The following is an 18,547-nucleotide window of genomic DNA, read 5'->3' as shown; positions in this document are numbered from 1 at the left end:
CGGAATTTCGTGCGACCGGGTTGTTTTATTGCACTGCGGGAAAATACCTACCATTTTGGACTTAGCAAGTCACGCGCTGTTCCAAAGTGAGAATCCTCACTCGGAACGGCTCATTTCCCTCACGTTTTATCGCACTGCAGCACGAGCGATTTCGGCGAGACCTTGCGCCAGCATTAGCTCGGCGTTGCGATTATCGGAAATGAGTGTGCGGTGCAGCATAGTTAACCGTTCGGTAAGGCGAACGAGTCTTGCGCCTCGCCAACGTCGCAATTGGGCGGTCAGTTCAGCGCGGTCCCGGAAAAAGACGCGCCTTGCGGCGGTCTCCTGTTCCATGAAAGCATTGATGTCGGCGCGCTCGCCCATGCGCGCAGCAAGCTGCACAAGTTGCGCGGCGCGACGTTCGAAAGCCAGCAGCAGGCCCACCGGGTTAAGACCCATTTCGCGCATCCGCGCCAGTTCGCCCGGCAGCTTGCGCGCATCGCCGCCCAGCACGACATTGACCATCGGCATCAGGCTGTCGTCCTCGCTCACCGCGCAGATTTCATCGAGGATCGCTGCCGTCACCACCCGCGGAGCCTGCGGCGTGGCATCCAGATAAAGCGCCAGCTTCTCGATCTCGCTGCGCGCCATGCGCGTGTCCATGCCGGTCGAACGCGCAATCCGTTCGCCAAGGGCACCGTCGATCGTCACGCCCAGAGCGCCACCCATGTCGCGCACGGCATCGGCCACGGCTTTCAGATCGGACGGATAGAACATGGCCACCATCGCACCGGGCTTGCCGTCCAGCAGCTTGGCGATCCGCGATTTGTCCGTGGCCGATGTCGCCACGATCAGCACCGGCCAGCCATCGACAGGGCTTGCCATCAGTGTCTCTACGGCATCGAACGCATCGTCGCCTGCCGCGCGGACGTGAATGATCCGCTTGTCGCCGAACAGGGATACCGAACGCGCTTCGTCTGCCAGACGGACCGGATCGCGGCGCAATTCGGCACCGCTCATCTCCACTTTTTCGGCATCGCCCAGCAGGCCGGCGATACGATTGGCGGCATCGCTCGCGCCCGATTCGTCGGGACCGCAGAAATAGAACACCCGGCATTCGCGCGCGGCTCTTGCGGCGCTGCTCAGGAAGTTTTTCTGCGTCAGCTTCACTCGCGATGCCTCACTCGGCGTCGCGCAACTGTACCGAGATGCGCGTCACGATCTGGTCTGCCACTTCGTGAGACAGGTTTTCGAGCGCGGTCTGTTCGGCCGCGATCACCGCATATTCGCTGTTCACCACATCGAAACCGGCGTCCGATCCGGCGGTGGCGTCCACCAGCACGGCGCCCGACTGTACATCGACCAGTTGGTAACGCGCGCGCAAGGTCCGCCGTTCACGCGTGATCGTGTCATTCGAAAGCTGACCCAGACCTTCCACGCGGTCATCCAGCCGGATGTCGAGCCGGTAGCGCGATCCGCCGTTTTGCCGTCCTGCACCAAGCCGGTCGGCCAGGGCATTGCGCACGAGCCAGCCCGATTGTCCCTCGATTGGTGAAATGCTCACGTCCGAAAGCGCCCGCGCCACGCCTCCGCTGCCGCCACCGGCATACATCGGCTGCAGGCCGCAGCCCGCCAGCAGCACTAGCGGGCAGACGAGCGGGAGGAGCCGCTTAAGCGACAAGGTTCACCAGACGGTCAGGCACAACGATCACCTTCTTCACCTCCGCCCCTTCCAGGGCACGCTGCACTTTCTCGGATGCAAGGGCAAGGCGCTCCAGTTCCTCTTTCGCGGTTCCCTTGGCCACGGTCAGGGTATCGCGCAGCTTGCCCTTGACCTGAACCGCCACGGTCACCTCATCGTCCACCAGCAGCGCCGGATCGACTTCGGGCCAAGCAGCATCGGCAACCAGTCCCGAACCCAGCCGGGCAAAGGCTTCCTCGGCCAGATGCGGCATCATCGGCGCGACCAGCAGCAACAGGCTGCGGATCGCGGCAGAGCGGCTGGCCGAAGGCGCGGCCTTCTCGATCGCGCCGGTCAGTTCATAGATGCGCGCCACTGCCTTGTTGAAGCCCAGCGCCTCGATATCGGACGCGGCGGCGTGAACGGTCTGGTGAGTCTTGCGATCCAGCGCCTTGTCCTCGCCCGTCGCAGCGGCGTCGTACTGCCCGAACAAGCGCCAAAGCCGCTGCACGAACCGCGCGCAGCCTTCGATTCCCGCTTCGGACCACGGCAAGTCGCGTTCGGGCGGGCTGTCGGACAGCATGAACCAGCGGATCGCGTCCGCGCCGTATTTTGCCACGATCTCGTCCGGGTCCACCACGTTCTTCTTGGACTTCGACATCTTGATCACGCGGCCGACTTCGACCGTCGTGCCATCGGCCTTCAGCGTCGCGCCTTCGCTCGTGCGCTCCACTTCGGCCGGAGAGAAGAAGATCGGCTGCCCGTTTTCGGGGTTCTTCCGCTCATACGTCTCGTGCGTCACCATGCCTTGCGTGAACAGGCTGGCGAAAGGCTCGGCCACCTCGATCTTGCCGATACGGGCGAGGGCGCGTGTCCAGAAGCGGGCATAGAGAAGATGCAGGATCGCATGCTCGATTCCGCCGATATACTGCTCCACCGGCAGCCAGCGCTTGATCTCTTCCGGGTCGAACGGACGGTCCGCGGGCTGACTGGCAAAGCGCAGGAAATACCACGATGAATCGACGAAGGTGTCCAGCGTATCGGTCTCGCGCCGCGCCGGGTTTCCACACTGAGGACAGCCGACATGCTTCCATGTGGGGTGCCTGTCGAGTGGATTGCCCGGCACATCGAAGGTCACGTCTTCGGGCAGTGTTACCGGCAAGTGCTTCTTGGGCACCGGCACCACGCCGCAGACCTCGCAGTGAATGAATGGGATCGGCGTCCCCCAATAGCGCTGGCGGCTGACGCCCCAATCGCGCAGGCGCCACACCGTCTTGCCTTCACCAAAGCCTTCGTTTTGCGCGCGGTCGATGATCGCGGCCTTGGCATCGGCCACGGTCATGCCATCGAGGAAACCCGAATTGACCAGAACGCCGTCACCCGCTTCGGCTTCCTTGCCGAACGGTTTGTCCGCATCGGCAGGATCGGTGGCCACCACACGCAGGATCGGCAGGCCGTACTTGGTGGCAAAATCGAAGTCGCGCTGATCGTGCCCCGGCACCGCCATGATCGCGCCGGTGCCATATTCCATCAATACGAAGTTGGCGATGTAGACCGGCAGGTCGGCCCCCGTGAACGGGTGCCTGGCGGTAATCCCGGTATAGAAGCCCAGCTTCTCGGCGGTTTCCAGTTCGGCAGCCGTCGTGCCGCCCTGCTTGCACAGGGCGATGAAGTCCTGCGCCGCCGGATTGCCGGTAGCAACACCCTGCGCCACGGGATGATCGGCAGCCACGGCAACGAAGCTTGCGCCAAAGATCGTATCGGGGCGGGTGGTGTAGACCTCCAGTTTGTCCCCGCTCGAAAGATCGAACGCGAATTGCAGGCCCTGGCTCTTCCCGATCCAGTTTTCCTGCATCGTGCGGACCTTTTCGGGCCACTTGTCGAGCGTCGAAAGCCCTTCGAGCAGTTCGTCGGCAAAGTCGGTGATCTTGAGGAACCACTGGTTCAGCTTGCGCTTTTCCACCAGCGCGCCTGACCGCCAGCCGCGCCCGTCGATCACCTGCTCGTTGGCCAGCACGGTGTGATCCACCGGGTCCCAGTTGACTGTCGATTCCTTGCGGTAGACCAGCCCTGCCGCGTAAAGATCGACAAACAGCGCCTGTTCGTGGCCATAGTATTCCGGCTCGCAAGTCGCGATTTCGCGGCTCCAGTCGAGCGCGAAGCCCAGCCGCTTCAACTGCGCCTTCATGTTGGCGATATTGTCGCGGGTCCAGCCGCCGGGGTGGACGCCCTTTTCCATCGCCGCGTTTTCGGCAGGCATGCCGAAGGCGTCCCAGCCCATCGGATGCAGCACTTCATGCCCGCGCATGCGCTTGTAGCGCGCCAGCACATCGCCCATCGTATAATTGCGCACATGGCCAATGTGGATGCGTCCCGATGGATAGGGGAACATCTCCAGCACGTAGCTGCGCGGCTTCGTGCTCGAATCATCGGCACGGAACGATTGTTGCTCGTCCCACACCTGCTGCCAGCGGGTGTCGGCGATGGAAGGATCGAAGCGTTCAGGGATAATCGCGGTCATGGCCGCTCCTCTAGGCAGCGCAGCCATGACGCGCAAGATTCGCCTGCGGGTTGCTTATCCGGCAATCGCGGCGCGGCGCAGGTCGCGCGCCTTGGTCAGGATGATGTCTTCCAGTTTCTGCACGGTCACGGCCTGAACCGGGGCATCGACCCACTGGCCACTGGTCGAAACCTGGCGGCTGGCGGCAACGCGCAGTGCATCGGCGCGCAAGTCCTGATCGACGATCGAGACCGTCACCTTCATCCGCTCGCCGGGGTTCTTAGGGTTGGCGTACCAGTCGGTCACGATCACGCCGCCGTTGCTGTCCGTCTGGAGCAGGGGCATGAACGACAGCGCATCAAGGCTCGCGCGCCACAGATAGGCGTTGACCCCGATCGTCGTTACCTGGCTGGCGGCAAGGTCTGCTCTGGGGCGTTCTTTCTTGCCGCAGCCGGTGGCCAGCACGGCCATGGTCGCGATGACAATGCCGCGAACGATCAGTTTGCGTGTGTTGGCGGTCTTGATCACTACGTCACAGTCCTTGGCTTGGTGGCGGCTGGTGTCCCGCCCGGTCGCGTCATGCCGCATCAGTGCGATGGGGCGTTTGAAATGCCTCTATCACCCCGGCGCGCGGTGCGGCAAGCGTGATGAATCTGCCTGGTGAAGCGTTAAGGCCATGGCCGGGCAGATGCGCGTGATGGCACTGAACCCTTCCTGAATGTGCGCTGCACTGTGGATATTGCGCCACACCTGCAAAGGAACAGTCAGAAAGTGCTCTGGCCTATGGAAATTTCACGCCGTCGAACGTATTAGACGGATGAACGCTTCCGCGTGGCAGAGTCGCACTTGGCAACGCCGGACAGGAAGCAGGCAATCGTGGCACTGGATATGGTGCTCAACCGGGGAAGAAACAGGCTTGCCATGGCGGGACGTGGGCAAAATTCGAAAGCGGACGGTGCATTGCATCATCGCTTGCGTGCGCCATTCGCCATCGCCGCTTCGGTAGCCGTGGGGCTGTTTCTGGCCCCAACCGTCAGCAGTGCATTCTCCAGCGGTTTCGATTCAGTACCCGTCAGCCTTGCAGCCCGTGGCGGCATCGGATCGTTTACGCCGGCTTCGGTCGATGAACGCCTCGCCTCGCAAATCACCGTTCGCGCTTTGAAAAGCGGCAGGCTGTTCCGCTTCACCCCTGCCGGCAATGAAACCCGTGCCAATCGCGCAGTAACCGTTGCTGTTCGCCTTGATTCGCAAAGCGCGCGTGCATTCTCGGTGCGTGGCTCGTTGGCGGATGGGGCGCTTCAGGCGGGCGCCGCGCCGGTGCGTATCGCGCCGATGGCCTACAATCTTGGCATGGCGCGCGGCTTCTCCAGCTTTGCGGGTGGCTCCTCGTCCACGCTGCATGATCTGCAGCGGATCGACATGCCGGATCTGGCAAAGATCAAATCTTCATCGTCCACGGCATCCACACCCGCACGGTTTGCGCCGCGGGTGGAAATGGACGGTCGCGATCGCACCGGCCGTGCACCGCGGACGCTGGAAGGGCAGGGCGATTACCAACTCGATCTCGGCGGCAGCTATCGCCTGACCCGGAATCTCAACGTCACTGCGGGTGTACGTTATTCGCCAGAGCGTGACCGCCTGCTTCCGCTCACTGATGGGAAGCAGGACAACCAGGCCGTCTACGTCGGAACCCAGTTCCGCTTCTGACAGTGTCTTCACTTGCATTTATCGCAAGTTGCTCTGCACCAATTCGTTGCTGCACCCGCAGCATTTGCACATTCTGTAACTTGCCGCATGAGATTCATGCACCTACCGTAGGTCGCTGAGGGACCTTTGGGAGGTATGCCATGTCAAGAGTTGCAGTCGTCACCGGGGGCACCCGCGGGATCGGCCAAGCCGTCTGTCTCGCGTTGAAAGCGCAAGGGCGTACGGTGGTGGCAAACTACGGCGGGAACGAAGAAAAGGCGCGCGCCTTCACTGCCGAAACCGGCATTCCGGCATACCGCTTCGATGTTGGCGATCACGAAGCGACGCTTGCGGGATGTTCACGTATCGCTGCAGAAGTGGGTCCGATTGAAATCGTCGTGAACAATGCCGGCATCACCCGCGACGGCGTACTTCACAAGATGAGCTTCGATGACTGGAACGAGGTGATGCGGATCAACCTTGGCGGATGCTTCAACATGGCCAAGGCGACATTTCCCGGCATGCGTGATCGGGGCTGGGGCCGCATCGTCAACATCGGCTCGGTTAACGGCCAGTCCGGCCAGTATGGGCAGGTCAATTATGCCGCCGCCAAATCCGGCATACACGGCTTTACCAAGGCTCTGGCCCAGGAAGGGGCCAAGTTCGGCATCACTGTCAATGCGATTGCGCCGGGCTATGTCGATACCGACATGGTGGCCGCAGTTCCGCCTGCCGTGCTGGAAAAGATCGTTGCGAAAATCCCTGTGGGCCGCCTCGGCTTCGCAGAGGAGATCGCGCGCGGCGTCGCGTTCCTGACAGCTGACGAAGGGGCTTTCGTCACCGGATCGACGATGTCGCTCAATGGTGGCCAGCATATGTACTGATGGGTTTCGGGCGGATGCACTGGCGTCCGCCCTGCCATTTTTCGCAAGGCAGTCTCGCCCGCCATGATCGTCCCCTACCATCCCCCGGTGAAGCGTTCGGTCGAGATTGCCGGGCACAAGACTTCGATCAGCCTCGAACCGCTGTTCTGGGACATGTTGCGCAAAGCTGCTGCGGTTGAGGGTGTGCCGATCAATGCGCTGGTCGCCCGGATCGACGCCGCCCGGATTGCCAGCTCCACGCCGCCCGGCCTGGCCGGAGCGATCCGCATCTGGCTGGTCGTGACCGCCTTGGGTCAGGACGCCGACGGCGCGGGCACCGCCTGAGCCGGTAGCGTCGCTTCGGGAAGAGCCGGCATCTCGCGCTTGTCGAGCATTTCGGCCGCGGCATCCAGTGCGCGGGCCTCGTCCTGCGTCACCCCGCCCGGCTTTTCCTCCTCGCCAGCGCTGCAGGCAGCCAGGGCAAGGGCGAAGGCAAGGACGGGGATCGAGCGCATCGTGTGGTCTTTCAACGGCGGGGCGCTAGAGCCTGCGGGGCTTATTGCGCCGGTGCTTCGGCATCTTCTGCGTCTGCGGCCTGCACGGCAGCAGCGACGGCGGCAGCGTTGTTGGCGGCATCGCGCGCGGCGTCAGCCTGCGAATCGGCAGCGGCCGAGGCATCTGCTTCAGGAGCAAGCGGTGCAGCGGCGGCCGAAGGCTCCATTGCGGGCAGTTCGTCGGCCGGCATTTCCACGGTGTCTTCCGAAGCGGCCTCCGAAGCGTCGTCCGAACGGCCGCAAGCGCTGAGCGCAAGGGCTGCTGCGGCAACGATGGCGAGGCTTGCATACTTCTTCATCAAAATCCCTCTCATGGGTAAAGTGCCGTGACGGCAACATGGCAGCGCGCCTTACCGGCGACACACATGCGCCTTTACTATCGGGGGGTTAAGCCGAACGCAAATGCATCCTTTCCCCACGCGCCCACTCATCGCCGGCACATGACATAAGGCCGGCGTTAAGTCTCTTGACGCATATAAAGGTTTCTTTATATGTAGTTTCAGATGACGATCCATGACGCCATTCGCGCGCTTGACGACCCCACGCGCCTGCGCATCATGCGCCTCCTCGCCAGCATGGAGCTTGCGGTGGGTGAAGTCGCACAAGTGCTGGGGCAAAGCCAGCCTCGCGTATCGCGCCACATTCGTATCCTGTGCGATTCCGGTCTGGCCGAACGGCGCAAGGAAGGCGCGTGGGTGTTCCTGCGCAGTTCCGTTGGCGAAGCCTCGGACCAGCCGCTTGCCGCGGCCATCGCGCGATTGCTGGCGGTGGCAGAGCATGAGGATGTTGCCTTCGGTCGGCGCTGCGCCGAAGATCGCCAGCACCTCGATGCGATCCGCGCAGCCCGTGAAGCGCATGCCCTCGACTGGTTCTCGCGCCACGCCGAGGAATGGGACGAGTTGCGCTCGCTGCACATCGCCGATGGTCCGGTTGAAGCTGCGCTCACTGAAATGCTGGCAGACATGGCGGGCGGCGGTTCGCTCGGACGGCTGCTTGATGTGGGCACCGGAACCGGACGGATTGCCGAACTGTTCGGTCCACACGCCGACCGGATTGTCGCCTTCGACAAAAGCCCGGACATGCTGCGCATCGCTCGCGCCCGCTTGCAGCACCTGCCTGCTGAACGGGTGGAACTGGTTCAGGGCGATTTCGCGCAACTGCCGTTTCCCGCGCGCAGCTTCGATACGGTTCTGTTCCATCAGGTGCTGCATTATGCGCAGGCCCCTGAAGCGGTGCTGGCAGGCGCAGCCCGCGTCACCGCACCGGGAGGCCGCGTCTCCATCGTCGATTTTGCCGCGCATGATCGTGAAGACCTGCGCCAGTCCCACGCCCATGCGCGCCTTGGCTTTTCCGATGCCCAGATCGAAGCGATGCTGCTCGACAGCGGCTTTGTCCCCCACGCGACGCGCGCCCTTGCAGGGCACGAACTCGTGGTAAAGCTGTGGACCGGCGTCCGCCGCCAGGACAGCGTCGCACAATTTGAACCCCGCCAGCTTGCCCGGAAGACCTGACCCGAAATGAACGCCAGCTACGATCAACTCCGCGAAGCCCGCACCGCGCTCGACACCCCGCTGTTCGCAGGTTTGCCGGGCGATATCGCCGTGTCCTTCGAATTCTTCCCGCCCAGAACCGATGCGCTGATGGCTCAGTTGTGGGATGTGGTCGAAACCCTCGCGCCGCTCCAGCCCAAGTTCGTCTCGGTCACGTATGGCGCGGGCGGCTCCACCCGCGATCGCACACACGGCACCGTTGCGCGGATCATCAAGGATGCAAAGCTTCCCGCCGCCGCGCATCTGACCTGCGTCGATGCCACCAAGGCCGAAATCCGCGAAGTGGCGGAAAGCTATTGGGAAGCGGGTGTGCGCCACATCGTCGCCCTGCGCGGAGACATGGGCGCACCGGGCGTTCCCTTCACCCCGCACCCCGATGGCTATGCCAACGCCGCCGAACTTGTTGCTGGCCTGAAGCAGATCGCCCCGTTTGAGATCTCGGTCGCCGCCTACCCCGAATCGCATCCCGATTCGCCCAGCCAGCAGGCCGATATCGACAATCTGAAGCGCAAGCTCGATGCAGGGGCGACGCGCGCGATCAGCCAGTTCTTCTTTGAACCCGAAACCTTCTTCCGCTTCCGCGACAAGCTGGCGGCTGCGGGCATCGATGCGCCCGTCCTGCCCGGCATCCTGCCTGTCTCCAATGTTGCACAAACCCGCAAGTTCGCCGCTGCCTGTGGTGCTGCGATCCCCGCGTGGATGGACGGCCTGTTCGAAGGGCTGGACACGCATCCCGGCTCGCGCCAGCTTGTCGCCGCGACCATCGCCGCCGAATTCTGCCGACGCCTCTATGCCGGTGGCGTGCGCGATTTCCACTTCTACACCCTCAACCGCGCTGAACTGTCCTACGCGATCTGCCACCTCCTTGGCCTTCGCCCGACAAAGCCAGCGCTGGAGAAAGCCGCGTGACTCTCACCCCTTCAACCGCCCGTCTCGCCTTCCTTGAACAGGCCAGCCAGCGCATTCTCATCACCGATGGCGCGTTCGGCACCGAGATCCAGAACTTCAAGCTGTCCGAGGCTGACTATGCCGGAACGCTGGGTCTGACCAAGGACCAGAAGGGCAACAACGATATCCTCGCGCTGACCAAGCCCGAAGTGCCCGAATCGATTCACCGCGCCTATTTCAACGCCGGAGCGGATATCGCGGAAACCAACACCTTCAGCGCCAACCGCATCAGCCAGGCCGATTACGCCGCCGAACACCTCGTGCGCGAAATCAACGTGGAATCCGCGCAACTTGCCCGCCGCGTCGCCGATGAGTTCACCGCCAGGGACGGCCGCCCCCGCTTCGTCGCCGGAGCCATTGGGCCGACGAACAAGACTCTCTCGCTGTCACCGGACGTCAACGACCCCGGCTTCCGCGAGATCGACTGGGACCATCTCGTCGATGTCTATGCCGAGCAGGTCCACGCGCTGGTCGAAGGCGGCGGCGCAGACTTCATCCTGATCGAAACCGTGTTCGATACGCTAAACGCCAAGGCAGGCGTCATGTCCGTCCGTCAGGTCGAGAAGGAGCTTGGCCGCGAAATCCCGATCATGATGTCGATGACGCTGACCGATCTTTCGGGCCGCAACTTGTCGGGCCACACGGTCGAAGCGTTCTGGTACGCGATTCGCCACGCCAAGCCGCTGACCATCGGTCTCAACTGCTCGTTCGGCGCCACCCAGTTGCGCCCGCACGTGAAGGCACTGTCCGAAATCGCCGACACGCTGATCATGGTCTATCCCAACGCCGGCCTGCCCAACGAACTGGGCGAATATGACGAAATGCCCGCCACCACGGCTGGTCTCGTTAAGGAATGGGCCGATCACGGGCAGGTCAACATCCTCGGCGGCTGCTGCGGCTCCACGCCCGCGCACATCGCGGCGATGGCACAAGCGGTGAAGGGCCTGCCCGCCCGCCAGATAGCCGTGCCCGAAACGGCAACGCGGCTGGCAGGCCTCGAACCGTTCATCATGGCCGCCTGACTATCCTCCCCGGAACGGGGAGGGGGACCGCGCGCAGCGTGGTGGAGGGGACTCTCCACAAGCGCAGCGCCAGATCGATAGCCCCCTCCACCACCGTTCCGGCGGTCCCCCTCCCCAGATTGGGGAGGACCAGAAAGAGCAAAAAATGACCAAGTCCACCCCATCCGGCTCCCGCTTCGTCAATGTCGGCGAACGCACCAACGTCACCGGCTCTGCCGCGTTCAAGAAGCTGATCCTTGCGGGCGATTATGCCAAGGCCGTCGAAGTCGCGCGCCAGCAGGTGGAAAACGGTGCGCAGGTGATCGACGTCAACATGGACGAGGGCCTGCTCGACGCGGTTGAGGCGATGACCACCTACCTCAAGCTGATAGCGGCAGAACCAGACATCGCCCGCGTGCCGGTGATGATCGACAGTTCCAAGTGGGACGTGATCGAAGCGGGCCTGAAGTGCGTATCAGGCAAGCCCATCGTCAATTCGATCTCGATGAAGGAAGGCGAGGAAGCGTTCCTCACCCACGCCCGAAAATGCATGGATTATGGCGCGGCCGTCGTCGTCATGGCCTTCGACGAAAAGGGCCAGGCCGACACCAAGGAGCGCAAGGTCGAAATCTGCGCCCGCGCCTATGACCTGCTTGTTGGTATCGGCTTTCCGCCGGAAGACATCATCTTCGATCCCAATGTCTTCGCCGTCGCCACCGGCATCGAAGAGCATGACAACTATGGTCTGGATTTCATTGAAGCCACGAGGCTGATCAAGGCGCGCTGCCCGCACGTCCACATTTCGGGCGGGCTGTCCAACCTCTCTTTCAGCTTCCGTGGCAATGAAATCGTGCGCCGCGCGATGCATTCGGTGTTCCTCTACCACGCCATCCCGGCGGGCATGGACATGGCCATCGTCAACGCTGGCCAGCTTGATATCTACGACCAGATCGACCCGGTGCTGCGCGAAGCCTGCGAAGATGTCGTGCTCAACCGCAAACCTGCCGCAGGCGGCGAACAGACCGCCACTGAGCGTCTGATCGAGTTGGCCGAAAGCTACAAGGGCAAGGACACCGTTGCTGAAAAGGCCGCCGAGGAATGGCGCGGCTGGGACGTTGTCCGCCGCCTTGAACACGCGCTGGTCAAGGGCATCGACGCGTATATCGTCGAGGACACCGAAGAAGCCCGCGCGATGATTGACGCGCGCGGTGGCCGCCCCATCGAAGTGATCGAAGGCCCGCTGATGGAAGGCATGAACACGGTCGGCGACCTGTTCGGTTCGGGCAAGATGTTCCTGCCGCAGGTGGTGAAATCGGCCCGCGTGATGAAAAAGGCCGTCGCCCACCTCATCCCCTTCATCGAGGCCGCCAAACAGCCCGGTGCCAAGGCCAAGGGCAAGATCATCATGGCCACGGTCAAGGGTGACGTTCACGATATCGGCAAGAATATCGTCGGCGTCGTGCTCCAGTGCAACGGCTACGAAGTGCTTGATCTGGGCGTGATGGTGCCGTGGTCCACGATCCTCGATACCGCGCAGAAGGAAGGCGTCGATATCATCGGCCTGTCCGGTCTGATTACGCCGTCGTTGGATGAAATGGTCACCGTGGCCGAAGAAATGCAGCGCGCGGAAATGTCGATCCCGCTGCTGATCGGCGGGGCCACCACCAGCAAGGTCCACACCGCGCTGCGCATCGATCAGGCCTATGACGGCCCGGTCGTCCACGTGCTCGACGCCAGCCGCGCGGTGGGCGTGGCCTCGCAACTCCTGTCCGATACCCAGGCCGATCCGTTCATCAAGGCAACCGCTGCCGAATATCAGCACGTCCGCGATGCGCGCGCGGGCAAGGGCGCGTCAAAGCTGCTCAGCCTCGAAGACGCGCGCCTCAATGCTTTCGCGCCGGACTTTTCGGAAAAGGTCCCGCCCCCGCAACAGCCGGGCCGCCACGTGTTCGAAGACTGGAGCCTCGATGATCTGGTCGATTGCTTCGACTGGACCCCGTTCTTCCGCGCGTGGGAGCTGGCCGGAACCTGGCCCTCGATCCTTGAAGATGAAGTAATCGGCGAATCCGCGCGCAGCCTCTATGCCGATGCCCGCGCGATGCTCGAAAAGATCGTCAGCGAAAAGTGGCTGACCGCCAGGGGCGTCGCCCAGTTCTGGCCTTGCGCCCGTCATGGCGATGATGTGGTTATTCACCCGAACGACGATGAACGCTCGCTGCGCCTGCCGTTCCTGCGCCAGCAGGTGATCAAGAGCCGTGGCCGCGCGAACTTCTGCCTCGCCGATTTCATCGATCCTGAAGGCGATTGGATCGGCGGCTTTGCCGTTGGCATCCACGGCATCGAAGAACACCTCGCCCGCTTCAAGGCGGACAACGACGACTATTCGGACATTCTGCTGAAGGCTCTCGCAGACCGCTTCGCCGAAGCTTTCGCCGAGCGCCTGCACCAGTACGTGCGCACCACGCTGTGGGCCTATTCGCCGGGCGAACAGCTGACCAACGAAGCGCTGATCCGCGAGCAGTATCGCGGCATCCGCCCCGCGCCGGGCTATCCCGCGTGCCCCGACCACACGCTCAAGCCGATCCTGTTCGATCTGCTCGATGCCACCAACACGGCGGGCATCACGCTGACCGAATCGCAGGCCATGCTGCCCACTTCAGCGGTTTCCGGCTTCTATTTCGCCCACCCCGAAAGCCAGTATTTCGGCGTCGCCACCATCGGCCGCGACCAGTTGGAAGACTACGCAGGCCGTCGCGGCATGGATTTGCCCGTGATGGAACGCTGGCTCCGCCCGAACCTGGATTGAACCTGAAAAGCCCCCTCCTCTTCAGAGGAGGGGGTTGGGGGTGGTGGCTCTCGACTTCACCCCACGCGCACGATTGGTCCCCTTCCCCTGCCAGAAACAGAGGAGGGAGTGAGGTGCATCACCGCAACCCGCTTGCCATGATCCGGGATTGTGCCCGCCGCCGCATACAATCGTGCGGGAATGCGCCCAAGACCTACCCAAGCGCGACGATGCGCGATGGCAGAGCGCGGGGATGGTTAAGCGGTAACCCATAATTTGCGCAGGGCCAGCCTTTGCCGTGCCCCGCCGATCTGGCATAGGAGGCGGCGTGACTTCCGGCGACAGACCCTACGAACTCGATTTCCTGCCCGACGATGCCTTTGAAGACGGTATCCATTCGGGCTTCCCCGACGAGGCTGAAGCAGCGCCCCGGCCCGAAGCGCAGCCGCGCCCGGTCTATGCCGACACTGCCGATGCGCTTCACGCGGTGTTCGGCTTTCCCGCATTTCGCGGCGTCCAGGCGCAAGTCGTCGACCGGGTGCTCGCCGCGCAATCGACGCTCGCGGTCATGCCGACGGGCGCGGGCAAGTCGCTCACCTACCAGTTGCCCGCGGTGATGATGGACGGCACCTGCGTCGTCGTCTCGCCGCTGATTGCGCTGATGCACGACCAGTTGCGCGCCGCCACCGCCAACGGCATCCGCGCGGCCACGCTGACCAGCGTCGATACCAACCGTGATGAAACGATCGAGCGTTTTCGAAACGGCGATCTCGATCTGCTTTACGTCGCCCCCGAACGGGCCAGCCAGCAGCATTTCCGTGACCTGTTGAGCCGCGCGCGCATCTCGCTTTTCGCCATCGACGAGGCGCATTGCGTGTCCGAATGGGGCCACGATTTCCGCCCCGATTACCGCCTGCTGCGCCCGATGATGGACGCTTTTCCGGCTGTCCCGCGTCTGGCGCTCACTGCCACGGCAGACCGCCATACTCGCGCCGATATTCTCGAACAGCTTGGCATCCCGGCAGAGGGCCTGATCGTATCGGGCTTTGACCGGCCCAACATCCGCTATGCCATCCGCCCGCGTGACAATCCGCTGCGCCAGATCAGGCAATTGATGGAAGAACACTCCGGCCCCGGCATCGTCTATGCGCCCACCCGCGCGCAAGTGGAAAAACTGGCCGGGCAATTGAGCACCACCGGCAGGCAGGTCCTGCCCTATCACGCCGGACTTGATCCGGCAGTCCGCGCCGGAAATCAGGCAGCCTTCGTCGCGTCCGAAGACATGGTCATGGTTGCCACCGTCGCGTTCGGCATGGGCATCGACAAGCCCGACGTGCGTTTCGTCGCCCACGCCGCCTGCCCCAAATCGATCGAGGCGTACTATCAGGAAACCGGCCGCGCGGGCCGCGATGGCGATCCGGCGGTCGCTGTCATGCTGTGGGGTGCCGAGGACTTCGTCCGCGCCCGCCAGCGTCTGTCCGAAGTCGAAGAACATCGGCGGGCAGGGGAACGCACCCGCATCGATGCACTGGCGATGCTCGTCGAAACGCCGCATTGCCGCCGCGCGGTACTGCTGCGCCACTTTGGCGAAGACCCGCCCGAAACCTGTGGCAATTGCGACAACTGCCTTGAAGCGCCGGGCATCACCGATGGCACCCACGTTGCGCGCAAACTGCTCTCGGCGGTCTATCGCACCGGCCAGTCGTTCGGCTTCGCCTACATCGAGAAGGTCCTGACCGGCGTTGCCGATGAACGCATCATCCAGCGCGGTCACGATCAGCTTTCGGTGTTCGGCATCGTCACCGCCGACGAAGCCCCGCTGTTGCGCCCGCTCGCCCGTGCGTTGCAGGCACGCGGCGCGCTGATCGCCACCGAACACGGCGGCCTCGCGCTGGGCGGCGATTCCCGTGCGATCCTGAAGGGCGAGGCCGAAGTGCCGCTGGTAGTCGTCCCCAAGCGCGAACGCACCAACCGCCGCAGGGCCTCGTCGGGCGCACCCTTCAATCCGGTCGGCGATCCGCTGTTCGATGCGCTGCGCAGCCTTCGCCGTGATATCGCGCGCGATGCGGGCTTGCCGCCCTACGTCATCTTCCACGATTCGGTCTTGCGCGAAATGACGGCCTCGCGCCCCGCCAGTCTGGCCGAACTGGGCCAGATCGGCGGCGTTGGCGCCAGGAAACTCGAAGCCCACGGCGACCGCTTTCTCGAAGTCATCCGCCAGTTCTGAGCCCAAACAAAAGCCCCCTCCTCTTCAGAGGAGGGGGGAAGAAGGCTCTGATCAAGCCTTCACGGCTGTCCCGCGCGTTTTCCACAACGAGAACACCACACCGCCCGCGATCAGCGCGATTGTCACGCCAAGGCTCAGCACCGGCGGGAACTTGTCCCCGCCCAGCAGGAAGTCCGAGACGAAGATCTTCGAGCCGATGAACACCAGCACGGCGGCCAGCGCATACTTGAGGTAGACGAAGCGGTCGATCATCGCCGCCAGCGCGAAATAGAGCGCGCGCAGGCCAAGGATGGCCATGATGTTCGACGTGTAGACCACAAAGGTATCGGTGGTGATCGCGAAGATTGCAGGAACGGAATCGACTGCGAACACCAGGTCGGCCAGATTGATCACCACCAGCGCCAGAAACAGCGGCGTCGCCGCGTTTACCAGCTTGCCGGTCTTCGGATCGGTTACCTTCACAAAGAAGTGCTGGTCGTGCAGTTCCTTGGTCACGCGCATATGGCGGCTGATCCAGCGTACCGCCGGGTTGTTGCCGATGTCGGGATCATGGTCCGATGTGAAGAACATCTTGATCCCGGTGAACACCAGGAACGCGGCAAAGATATACAGCACCCAGTAGGCCTGCTCGACCAGCGCCGCACCGCCTGCGATCATTCCGCCGCGCAGGAAGATCACCGCGACGATACCCCACAGCAGGGCGCGGTACTGGTACTTGGCCGGGATCGCGAAGAACGTGAAGATCAGGCTGATCACGAACACGTTGTCGATCGACAGCGCCTTTTCGATGAAGAACCCGGTGTAGTATTTCATGCCCAGGTCGGCGCCCTTTTCGGCCCAGACCCACGCGCCGAAGGCCAGCGCGATGGTGATGTAGAATGCCGTCAGTTTCAGCGATTCGCCGATTCCCATCGCCTTGTCCTCCTTGTGGAGGACGCCAAGGTCGAACGCGGTCAGGACCACGACAAGGCCCAGAAATGCCAGCCAGAACCAGGCAGGAGTGCCGAGCCAGTCGGCAAAGAGGAATTCCATTGCGCTTCTCCATCAGCCAGCCGCGCTACTGCTAATGCAGCGGCACGGCTGGTGTTCCTCTATGTCAAAACGTGACAGATTTGCGCGGCAGGAGTCGGGACAGGCGATCCTTTACCACCAGCTTCAATTTCTTGATCCGCGCGATCTCGAACGGATCGACCCAGCGTCTGCGGCGGGCAAGGCGCAGCGCCTCGTCCAGCTTCTGATGACGTTCGAGCAAAGTGAAATAACGGTCCGACATTCAAGGCTCCCTATCGAAGCAGTTGCAACGATCGGGTGCGCCGAAGTCCTGTTTCACAGGTCCGCAAGAAGAGGGGGACTAACCAGAACCCGGACCACAAGACATCGGCACCACCCGATGCGGTCCGACATCACGCAGCGATTACCAAGGTTGGCCAAATCGCCGCGCCAGAGGGGCCCGGTCCGCGATCCCGAATGTGGAGTGATTCGCTCCGAATTGCAAGCCGGAATCGAAAGCTCTTGTCGTCGCCACCGGATTTGATATTAATATGATATCAAATTTAAGGGGGTGGACAATGTCCGATTCGAAGACTCATTCCGCGAGCACTGAAACCGGTGCATGGTCGATCAGTGGCTATTTCATGTTGATCCTCATGCTTGTGCTGGCCATCCTGACCGCGGCTCGCGTGATCGGCTTTGCCAGCGGTGATCCGCTCGAAGACGCAGTCCCCGGATTCCTCGCCACCATCGCAGCGCTTCCGGTCGCCACCGTGTTCATCGCTTCTGGTTTCTATATGATCCAGCCTAACCAGGCTGCGGCGATCAACCTGTTCGGCTCTTATCGCGGAACGGATCGTAACCACGGGCTGCGCTGGGTCTGGCCGTGGATGACCAAGACCAAGATATCGGTCCGCGCCAACAACGTCGTGTCCGAAAAGCTGAAGGTCAATGACTTGCGCGGCAACCCTATCGAAATTGCCTGCAATGTCGTGTGGCGCGTGGCAGATACTGCCCAGGCCCTGTTCGATGTCGATGATTACAAGGCCTTCGTCTTCGTCCAGATCGAAAGCGCGGTGCGTTCGATTGGCTCGCGCTACCCTTATGACGATATTGAACATCATGAAGTCACGCTGCGTGGCCATCACGATCAGATCAATGCCGAACTGCGCACCGAACTGAATGCGCGGCTGGTGCTGGCGGGCATCACGGTGGACGAATGCGGCCTGACGCATCTTGCCTATGCGCCCGAAATCGCAGGGGCCATGCTCCGTCGCCAGCAGGCCGAAGCGGTCATATCGGCGCGCAAGAAGCTGGTCGAAGGCGCCGTTTCCATGGTCGAGATGGCACTGAACCAGCTGTCCGAAAAGGGAGTGGTGGAACTTGATGACGAGCGCCGCGCCGCAATGGTGTCAAACCTGATGGTCGTGCTTTGCGGCGAACGCGATGCGCAGCCCATCGTCAACGCCGGCACACTTTACCAGTAACGGTCTGCACGATGTCGCCAAGCCCGAAGAAAGCCTTCCCTTTGCGCATCGATCCGGCGCTGTTCGCCGCGATCGAGCGCACGGCGGCGGCGGATTTGCGCTCGGCCAACGCCCAGATCGAAATATTGCTGCGTGAAGCGCTGGCAAGGCGCGGGATCAAGCTTGCTCCTGTCGAAGCGCCGCGCCGGGGCCGCCCGCCCAAAAGGGCAGACGGGCCGGACTGATCGGTTCCGAGCGGAACGCAACCGCCTGTCAATCATTCGACGCTATCCCACCACGGCAGACAACCGGACCGG

Annotated in this window: 18 protein-coding genes; 10 read left to right on the top strand and 8 right to left on the bottom strand. The window is 62.8% G+C overall.

Annotated elements, in window-relative coordinates; all coding sequences use genetic code 11:
- Nucleotides 1-126 precede the first annotated feature (126 nt).
- From holA to LUA85_RS14700, 4 genes are read right to left on the bottom strand one after another with little or no spacing between them, the layout of a single operon-like run.
- Nucleotides 127-1,149, bottom strand: coding sequence for a DNA polymerase III subunit delta (holA, locus tag LUA85_RS14715; RefSeq protein WP_231471019.1), 1,023 nt, complete (start codon nt 1,147-1,149; stop codon nt 127-129).
- A gap of 10 nt (nt 1,150-1,159) precedes the next feature.
- Complete coding sequence (gene lptE / locus LUA85_RS14710; protein WP_231471899.1) at nt 1,160-1,591, bottom strand: LPS assembly lipoprotein LptE; 432 nt, start codon at nt 1,589-1,591, stop codon at nt 1,160-1,162.
- 58 nt (nt 1,592-1,649) lie between these two features.
- Nucleotides 1,650-4,181, bottom strand: a complete 2,532-nt coding sequence (leuS, locus tag LUA85_RS14705; RefSeq protein WP_231471018.1) for a leucine--tRNA ligase — start codon at nt 4,179-4,181, stop codon at nt 1,650-1,652.
- A gap of 54 nt (nt 4,182-4,235) precedes the next feature.
- On the bottom strand, nt 4,236-4,631 hold the full coding sequence (locus tag LUA85_RS14700) for a DUF3576 domain-containing protein (protein WP_231471898.1): 396 nt from the start codon (nt 4,629-4,631) through the stop codon (nt 4,236-4,238).
- A 405-nt stretch (nt 4,632-5,036) separates the two neighbouring features.
- Between LUA85_RS14700 and LUA85_RS14695 the strand changes: the two genes are divergently transcribed.
- The 3 genes from LUA85_RS14695 to LUA85_RS14685 all read left to right on the top strand — a co-directional run bounded on the left by LUA85_RS14695 (nt 5,037) and on the right by LUA85_RS14685 (nt 7,054).
- A complete protein-coding gene (locus LUA85_RS14695) occupies nt 5,037-5,867 on the top strand; it encodes a hypothetical protein (RefSeq protein ID WP_231471017.1) in 831 nt (276 codons plus the stop codon).
- A 140-nt stretch (nt 5,868-6,007) separates the two neighbouring features.
- Nucleotides 6,008-6,730 (top strand): acetoacetyl-CoA reductase, encoded by a 723-nt coding sequence (gene phbB / locus LUA85_RS14690; RefSeq protein ID WP_231471016.1) that lies wholly within the window; start codon nt 6,008-6,010, stop codon nt 6,728-6,730.
- 63 nt (nt 6,731-6,793) lie between these two features.
- Nucleotides 6,794-7,054, top strand: a complete 261-nt coding sequence (locus tag LUA85_RS14685) for a ribbon-helix-helix domain-containing protein (protein ID WP_231471015.1) — start codon at nt 6,794-6,796, stop codon at nt 7,052-7,054.
- Here the strand turns inward: LUA85_RS14685 and LUA85_RS14680 are convergent.
- Both LUA85_RS14680 and LUA85_RS14675 read right to left on the bottom strand, forming a co-directional pair.
- Entirely contained in the window at nt 7,024-7,224 is a 201-nt protein-coding gene (locus LUA85_RS14680; RefSeq protein WP_231471014.1) for a hypothetical protein, read from the bottom strand. The two genes, LUA85_RS14685 and LUA85_RS14680, sit on opposite strands and share 31 nt — an antisense overlap.
- Before the next feature lie 41 nt (nt 7,225-7,265).
- The gene (locus LUA85_RS14675; RefSeq protein ID WP_231471013.1) at nt 7,266-7,562 is read right to left on the bottom strand and encodes a hypothetical protein; all 297 of its coding nucleotides are present in this window, start codon (nt 7,560-7,562) and stop codon (nt 7,266-7,268) included.
- A 204-nt stretch (nt 7,563-7,766) separates the two neighbouring features.
- Between LUA85_RS14675 and LUA85_RS14670 the strand changes: the two genes are divergently transcribed.
- The 5 genes from LUA85_RS14670 to recQ all read left to right on the top strand — a co-directional run bounded on the left by LUA85_RS14670 (nt 7,767) and on the right by recQ (nt 15,774).
- Nucleotides 7,767-8,774: a metalloregulator ArsR/SmtB family transcription factor gene (locus LUA85_RS14670; protein ID WP_231471012.1), complete on the top strand. Its 1,008-nt coding sequence runs from the start codon at nt 7,767-7,769 to the stop codon at nt 8,772-8,774.
- Between the two features lie 6 nt (nt 8,775-8,780).
- Nucleotides 8,781-9,722, top strand: a complete 942-nt coding sequence (gene metF / locus LUA85_RS14665; protein ID WP_231471011.1) for a methylenetetrahydrofolate reductase [NAD(P)H] — start codon at nt 8,781-8,783, stop codon at nt 9,720-9,722.
- A complete protein-coding gene (locus tag LUA85_RS14660; RefSeq protein WP_231471010.1) occupies nt 9,719-10,783 on the top strand; it encodes a homocysteine S-methyltransferase family protein in 1,065 nt (354 codons plus the stop codon). The genes metF and LUA85_RS14660 overlap by 4 nt, the downstream gene beginning before the upstream one ends.
- 145 nt (nt 10,784-10,928) lie before the next feature.
- A complete protein-coding gene (metH, locus tag LUA85_RS14655; RefSeq protein ID WP_231471009.1) occupies nt 10,929-13,568 on the top strand; it encodes a methionine synthase in 2,640 nt (879 codons plus the stop codon).
- Between the two features lie 307 nt (nt 13,569-13,875).
- A complete protein-coding gene (gene recQ, locus LUA85_RS14650) occupies nt 13,876-15,774 on the top strand; it encodes a DNA helicase RecQ (protein ID WP_256448251.1) in 1,899 nt (632 codons plus the stop codon).
- Between the two features lie 51 nt (nt 15,775-15,825).
- Here the strand turns inward: recQ and LUA85_RS14645 are convergent, their stop codons facing one another.
- Together LUA85_RS14645 and LUA85_RS14640 are read right to left on the bottom strand one after the other, a co-directional pair.
- Nucleotides 15,826-16,806, bottom strand: a complete 981-nt coding sequence (locus tag LUA85_RS14645) for a TerC family protein (RefSeq protein WP_231471008.1) — start codon at nt 16,804-16,806, stop codon at nt 15,826-15,828.
- A 64-nt stretch (nt 16,807-16,870) separates the two neighbouring features.
- The gene (locus LUA85_RS14640) at nt 16,871-17,047 is read right to left on the bottom strand and encodes a DUF465 domain-containing protein (protein ID WP_231471007.1); all 177 of its coding nucleotides are present in this window, start codon (nt 17,045-17,047) and stop codon (nt 16,871-16,873) included.
- Nucleotides 17,048-17,342: 295 nt separating this feature from the next.
- On the opposite strand from LUA85_RS14640, the gene LUA85_RS14635 reads away from it, so the two are divergent.
- Together LUA85_RS14635 and LUA85_RS14630 are read left to right on the top strand one after the other, a co-directional pair.
- The gene (locus LUA85_RS14635) at nt 17,343-18,251 is read left to right on the top strand and encodes an SPFH domain-containing protein (protein ID WP_231471006.1); all 909 of its coding nucleotides are present in this window, start codon (nt 17,343-17,345) and stop codon (nt 18,249-18,251) included.
- 11 nt (nt 18,252-18,262) lie between these two features.
- Entirely contained in the window at nt 18,263-18,475 is a 213-nt protein-coding gene (locus LUA85_RS14630) for a toxin-antitoxin system HicB family antitoxin (RefSeq protein WP_231471005.1), read from the top strand.
- Nucleotides 18,476-18,547 lie beyond the last annotated feature (72 nt).

The organism is Novosphingobium sp. CECT 9465 (genome assembly GCF_920987055.1).
Taxonomy (GTDB): Bacteria; Pseudomonadota; Alphaproteobacteria; order Sphingomonadales; family Sphingomonadaceae; genus Novosphingobium.
The sequence above is the reverse complement of the archived record's forward strand: the minus strand, read 5'-3'. Positions and strand labels throughout refer to the sequence as shown.

Coding starts and splice junctions, on each gene's coding strand:
- phbB (WP_231471016.1), top strand. CDS start 6,008: ATGTCAAGAGTTGCAGTCGTCACCGGGGGCACCCGCGGGATCGGCCAA.
- LUA85_RS14640 (WP_231471007.1), bottom strand. CDS start 17,047: ATGTCGGACCGTTATTTCACTTTGCTCGAACGTCATCAGAAGCTGGAC.
- metF (WP_231471011.1), top strand. CDS start 8,781: ATGAACGCCAGCTACGATCAACTCCGCGAAGCCCGCACCGCGCTCGAC.
- leuS (WP_231471018.1), bottom strand. CDS start 4,181: ATGACCGCGATTATCCCTGAACGCTTCGATCCTTCCATCGCCGACACC.
- LUA85_RS14630 (WP_231471005.1), top strand. CDS start 18,263: ATGTCGCCAAGCCCGAAGAAAGCCTTCCCTTTGCGCATCGATCCGGCG.
- LUA85_RS14685 (WP_231471015.1), top strand. CDS start 6,794: ATGATCGTCCCCTACCATCCCCCGGTGAAGCGTTCGGTCGAGATTGCC.
- LUA85_RS14635 (WP_231471006.1), top strand. CDS start 17,343: ATGTCCGATTCGAAGACTCATTCCGCGAGCACTGAAACCGGTGCATGG.
- metH (WP_231471009.1), top strand. CDS start 10,929: ATGACCAAGTCCACCCCATCCGGCTCCCGCTTCGTCAATGTCGGCGAA.
- LUA85_RS14645 (WP_231471008.1), bottom strand. CDS start 16,806: ATGGAATTCCTCTTTGCCGACTGGCTCGGCACTCCTGCCTGGTTCTGG.
- LUA85_RS14680 (WP_231471014.1), bottom strand. CDS start 7,224: ATGCGCTCGATCCCCGTCCTTGCCTTCGCCCTTGCCCTGGCTGCCTGC.
- LUA85_RS14675 (WP_231471013.1), bottom strand. CDS start 7,562: ATGAAGAAGTATGCAAGCCTCGCCATCGTTGCCGCAGCAGCCCTTGCG.
- LUA85_RS14670 (WP_231471012.1), top strand. CDS start 7,767: ATGACGATCCATGACGCCATTCGCGCGCTTGACGACCCCACGCGCCTG.
- lptE (WP_231471899.1), bottom strand. CDS start 1,591: ATGTATGCCGGTGGCGGCAGCGGAGGCGTGGCGCGGGCGCTTTCGGAC.
- LUA85_RS14700 (WP_231471898.1), bottom strand. CDS start 4,631: ATGGCCGTGCTGGCCACCGGCTGCGGCAAGAAAGAACGCCCCAGAGCA.